Origin of the sequence: Mycobacterium sp., assembly GCF_050701675.1 — a bacterium.
Taxonomy (GTDB): Bacteria; Actinomycetota; Actinomycetes; order Mycobacteriales; family Mycobacteriaceae; genus Mycobacterium.
Genome location: NZ_JBOGDD010000330.1, coordinates 1 through 5,220, shown reverse-complemented (window position 1 = coordinate 5,220; position 5,220 = coordinate 1). Strand labels below are relative to the sequence as shown.

Annotated in this window: 4 protein-coding genes and 1 pseudogene; 2 read left to right on the top strand and 3 right to left on the bottom strand. The window is 68.0% G+C overall.

Annotation, left to right across the window (positions count from 1 at the left end; all coding sequences use genetic code 11):
- Both ACRDUX_RS09800 and ACRDUX_RS09795 read left to right on the top strand, forming a co-directional pair.
- A pseudogene (locus tag ACRDUX_RS09800) lies at positions 1–395 on the top strand (ornithine cyclodeaminase family protein); the annotation flags it as partial.
- A gap of 47 nt (positions 396–442) precedes the next feature.
- A complete protein-coding gene (locus ACRDUX_RS09795) occupies positions 443–1,135 on the top strand; it encodes a hypothetical protein (RefSeq protein ID WP_526413349.1) in 693 nt (230 codons plus the stop codon).
- 16 nt (positions 1,136–1,151) lie between these two features.
- Here the strand turns inward: ACRDUX_RS09795 and tal are convergent, their stop codons facing one another.
- The 3 genes from tal to ACRDUX_RS09780 form a co-directional block, all read right to left on the bottom strand.
- The gene (gene tal / locus ACRDUX_RS09790; RefSeq protein ID WP_526413347.1) at positions 1,152–2,279 is read right to left on the bottom strand and encodes a transaldolase; all 1,128 of its coding nucleotides are present in this window, start codon (positions 2,277–2,279) and stop codon (positions 1,152–1,154) included.
- Between the two features lie 6 nt (positions 2,280–2,285).
- Positions 2,286–4,418: a transketolase gene (tkt, locus tag ACRDUX_RS09785; RefSeq protein WP_526413345.1), complete on the bottom strand. Its 2,133-nt coding sequence runs from the start codon at positions 4,416–4,418 to the stop codon at positions 2,286–2,288.
- Positions 4,419–4,483: 65 nt separating this feature from the next.
- The coding region (locus ACRDUX_RS09780; protein WP_526413343.1) for an NADP-dependent phosphogluconate dehydrogenase at positions 4,484–5,220 on the bottom strand (737 nt) is incomplete at its 5' end.

Genomic DNA, 5,220 nt, shown 5'->3' with positions numbered 1-5,220 from the left:
CGCTCACTCCGTCCCGCGAGCCCGTGGTCTTCGGCGCCTGGTTGCGGCCCGGCCAGCACGTCAACGCCGTCGGCGCCCCGCCGCGGCCCGACCATCGCGAGGTGGACTCCGAGGCCATGAGGCGAGCCCGTGTAATCGTCGACAGCCACTCGACCGTGATGGCCAAATCCGGTGGCGTCCTCCTTGCCATCGCCGAAGGGGCCATCACCGAAGACGACGTCCGGACCGAACTCGGGGGCGTCATCGTCGGCGCGCACGACGGCCGGTCCTCGGATGACGACATCACCCTGTTCGAGTCCGTCGGCGTCGGGTTGCAGGACCTCGTCACCGCCGAACTCGTCATCGCCCGGGCAGCCGAACTCGGCATCGGGGTGACGATCGGCCTCGGCGCGTAACGACGACGAGACCACCCCACCCCTCGACCGATGGCATCCTGGGAGCGATGGACTCCGTGTTGCACTTCGCCGGGAACTTCTGGTGGCTGATCTTTCCGCTCGGCGGCGTGATCGGCGGCGGTGTCAGGGCCATCACCGCGGCCAATGAGCGACGCGCCGAACGCCGACTCGAGCGATACCGGATCAAGCAGCAGACCAAGATCGCGGTGGCGGAGGCCTCTGGGCGCGGCAAGGTCGACGAGGCCGCGGCACGCCGTGAGGTGGGCAGGGTGCTCCAACAGCACGACCGAACCGATGCCCGCTGGCTGGACTACGAGATCGACGTCGCCAAGCTGCTCGACTTTCCGCTGATGACCGACATGCGGGAGCCACTCACCGCGGAGTTCCACCGGGCCCGCAGCCGCGCCGATCTGCTGCGACCCGCGGTCGCCGACGATCTCGCCGGCGACCGAGACGCCCAACTCGACTACCGCGACGCCGTGCACGACTACGCGTCGGCGTTCGACGTCGCCGAGTCCGAGGCGATTCGCAGGCGGCGCAGCGACTTCTCCGCCGAGGCGCAGGAGCGGCTGGAACGTGCCCAGCGCCTTCTGCGAGTGGCCGCCGATGAATCGGCCACCCCCGACGAGCGGCGCAACGCCTACTCCAAGGCGCAACGTGAACTCGACGGGCTGATCGTGCTGCCCGCGGTGACGCGGGCGAGCATCGAACGGCGCATTGCGGGCGAGCTCGAAGCCTGAATCCAACAGGGCAGTCTCAGTGGATTTCGGCTCCGGCGGCACGTAGCTGCTCCGCGGTGGCCTCCAGGAGCTCGTTCCAGGAGACCTCGAACTTGTCGACGCCCTCGTTCTCGAGGACGACGAACACGTCGGTCAGGTCGATCCCGACGGCAGTGAGCTTGTCGAAGACCTCCTGCGACTCGACCGCGGTGCTGGACACGGTGTCGCCGGCGGCCTCACCGTGATCGGCGAACGCGTCGAGGGTCTTCTCCGGCATCGTGTTCACGGTGTTCGGGGCGGCCAATTCAGTGACGTACAGGGTGTCGGGGTAGTCGGGGTTCTTGACTCCCGTCGACGCCCAGAGCGCCCGCTGCAGGCGCGCACCAGCGGCCAGCAGACGCTGGAATCGCGGCTGCACCTCGAAGACCTGCTGGTACGCGGCATACGCCAGACGAGCGTTGGCGAGCGCCGCCTTGCCGCGCAGCTCGAGAGCCTCCGGGGTGCCGATCTTCTCGAGGCGGCTGTCGATCTCGGTGTCGACGCGGGAGACGAAGAACGAGGCCACCGAGTGGATGCGGGACAGGTCGCGCCCGGCCGCCTTTGCGGCCTCGAGGCCGTCGAGGTAGGCGCCCATGACGAGTTCGTAGCGTTCCACCGAGAAGATCAGCGTGACGTTGACGCTGATGCCCTCACCGAGCACCTTGGCGATGGCCGGGATACCGGCCTCGGTGGCCGGGATCTTGATGAACAGGTTCGGGCGGTCGACGATCTTCCACAGTTCGACGGCCTGCGCGACGGTCTTGTCAGCGTCGTGGGCGAGGCGCGGGTCGACCTCGATGGACACCCGCCCGTCGACGCCGTGGCTCGCCTCGAACTGCGGGGCGAGGACGTCGCACGCGGAGCGCACGTCGTCCGTGGTCACCGTGCGAATGGTGGCCTCGACGTCGGCACCGCGCTCGGCGAGCTCCCGGACCTGTGCGCTGTAGACGTGCCCCTTGCTCAGTGCGGCCTGGAAGATCGACGGGTTGGTGGTGACACCGACGATGCTCTTGGTCGCGATGAGCTCGGCGAGGTTGCCGGACTCGATGCGGTCACGGGAGAGGTCGTCGAGCCACACCGAGACGCCGGCTTCGGAGAGCTTCTTGAGGTTGGCGTTCTGAGTCATGCTGTTCTATCCCTTCACATTTGCGAGTGAGCGCCGTGCGGCCGCGGTGACGGCTTCGGTGGTGATACCGAACTCACGGAACAGGGTTGGTCCATCGGCGGACGCGCCGAAGTGCTCGAGCGAGACGGCCTCGCCGGCATCACCGAGAAGGCGGTACCAGGAGATGGCCAGCCCGGCTTCCACCGAAACACGGGCCTTCACCGTCGGCGGCAGCACGGCATCGCGGTAGTCCTGGTCCTGAGACTCGAACCAGTCCAGGCACGGCATCGACACCACCCGGGTGGGCACGCCGTCGGCCTCGAGCGCTTCGCGGGCGGCGACGGCGAGTTGCAGTTCCGAACCCGTGCCGATCAGCACGACCTCGGGGCTGCCGTTCGACGCGTCGGCAAGGACGTACCCGCCGCGAGAGACACCTTCGGCGGCCTTCTCGCGGGTGCCGTCGAGGATCGGGATGTCCTGGCGGGTGAGCGCCAGCGCAACCGGACCGGTGGTGTGTTCGACTGCCGCGCGCCAGGCCTGGGACGTCTCGTTGGCGTCTCCGGGACGGATGACCGCGACGTTGGGGATGTTGCGCAGCGAGGCGATGTGCTCGACCGGCTGATGTGTCGGCCCGTCTTCGCCGAGCCCGATCGAGTCGTGCGTCCAGACGTAGATGGCGGGCGTCTTCATCACTGCCGCGAGCCGCACGGCCGGTCGCATGTAGTCGCTGAACACCAGGAACGTGCCACCGTACGGACGGGTCGGCCCGTGCAGGGCGATCCCGTTGATGATCGACCCCATCGCGTGCTCACGGATCCCGAAGTGCAGGTTGCGCCCGTACGGTTGGGCGTTCCAGTCCTTCGTGGAGATGGAGACCGGCCCGAACGAGTCCGCGCCGTCGATCGTGGTGTTGTTGCTGCCCGCCAGGTCGGCGGACCCACCCCAGAGTTCGGGAAGGACCGGGGCGAGCGCGTTGATCGCGGCACCGGACGCCTTGCGGGTGGCCACCCCCTTCGATCCGGGTTCGTAGGTGGGAAGGGCGTCCGCCCAGCCGTCCGGCAGGGCGCCTTCCCGTAGGCGCGAGAACAGCGCGAAGCGTTCCGGCTCCCTGGTGGCCAAGGTGTCCATCTCCTTCTGCCACTGCGCCCGAGCCTTGTCGCCACGGTCGACGGCCCGCCGCGCGTGCGCCAGCACCTCGGGGTCGACGTCGAAGCTCTTGTCGGGGTCGAAGCCGAGAGCGCGCTTGACCCCGGCGACCTCGTCGGCGCCAAGTGCCGCGCCGTGCACCCCACCGGTGTTCATCTTCTTCGGTGCCGGGTAGCCAATGACGGTGCGCAGCACGATGATCGAGGGACGATCAATGACGGCCTTGGCGGCTTCGGTGGCCGCCAGGATCGCGGAGATGTTCTCGCCGCCGTCGACGGTCTGCACGTGCCAGCCGTACGACTCGTACCGGGTGGCGACGTCCTCACTCAGCGCGATCGCGGTGTCGTCCTCGATGGAGATCTTGTTGTCGTCGTAGAACACCGTCAGATTGCCCAGCTGCTGCACACCCGCGATGGACGATGCCTCCGACGTGACACCCTCCTCGATGTCGCCGTCCGAGGCAATCACATAGATGTGGTGGTCGAACGGGCTCTCCCCCGCGGCGGGCTCAGGGTCGAAGAGCCCGCGCTCGCGGCGCGCCGCCATGGCCATTCCGACCGCGGACGCCAGACCCTGGCCCAGCGGGCCGGTGGTCATCTCCACACCGCGGGTGTGCCCGACCTCGGGGTGGCCAGGCGTCTTGGATCCCCACGTGCGCAACGCCTTCAGGTCGTCCAGTTCGAGGCCGTACCCAGCCAGATACAGCTGGGTGTACAGGGTGAGGCTGGAATGCCCACACGAGAGCACCAAGCGGTCCCGGCCGACCCAGTCGGCGTCCGAAGGATCGTGCCGCATCACACGCTGGAACAGGGTGTACGCGAGTGGGGCCAGGCTCATCGCCGTCCCCGGATGGCCGTTGCCGACCTTCTCGACTGCATCCGCGGCGAGAACACGGGCCGTGTCGACGGCCTTCGTGTCCAGCTCGGTCCAGTCGGCGGGATACACGGCGCTCGTCGAAGCGACGTACCCACTAGCTGCCGGTGCCGGTCGAATTTCGTTCACTGTCAATGTCATTGGTCGCTCTCTCTGCTCGTAGTGTTCGGTTGGTACTGCTCGATCGTGGGTTCGATACAGCTGGTTCAGCCGATCCCGACGGGTTCGGCGCGTCGGATGGCATGCCCGGCGAACTGGCTACGCAGCGCCGAGACGGCCTTCGTTGCCGGCGAGTCGTACTGACGGGAGGCGAACCGCGCAAACAGTGCCGCAGAAATGACGGGTGCGGGAACGGCGTGTGCGATGGCGGCTTCGAGCGTCCACCGGCCTTCCCCAGAGTCTTCGGCATGGTCGGACGGGGAGGCCAGTTCGGGGTCCCCGGACAGGGCCTGCACGAGGAGGTCGAGCACCGAGGACCGGACCACGGCGCCCTTCGACCAGGCACGCAGGACCGCGGGCACGTCCACGACGGACTCTTCTGCCGCGAGCAATTCGTACCCCTCGGCGTAGGCCTGCATCAGCCCGGACTCGATGCCGTTGTGCACCATCTTCGCGTAGTGGCCTGCGCCGACCGGGCCGACGTGGACGAAGGAGTCCTCCCTGTCACCGTCCCGGCGCAACGCGTCGAAGACAGGCATCAACCGGTCGACGTCGGCGGTGTCACCGCCGGCCATCAACGCATAGCCGTTCTGTCGTCCCCACACCCCGCCGGAGACCCCGCAATCGAGATAGCTGATGCCGTGTTCGGCGAGGATGTGCGCGTTGACCGTGTCGTCGGTGAACCGGGAGTTGCCGCCGTCGACGACGATGTCGCCCGGGGAGAGAAGGCGAGAGAGCTTCCCGATCACCTGGCGGGTTTGTGCACCGGCGGGAACCATCACCC

What these genes read in the sequence shown, in the direction of transcription:
- tal (WP_526413347.1), bottom strand. Translation starts at nt 2,279, where the DNA reads ATGACTCAGAACGCCAACCTCAAGAAGCTCTCCGAAGCCGGCGTCTCG.
- ACRDUX_RS09795 (WP_526413349.1), top strand. Translation starts at nt 443, where the DNA reads ATGGACTCCGTGTTGCACTTCGCCGGGAACTTCTGGTGGCTGATCTTT.
- tkt (WP_526413345.1), bottom strand. Translation starts at nt 4,418, where the DNA reads ATGACATTGACAGTGAACGAAATTCGACCGGCACCGGCAGCTAGTGGG.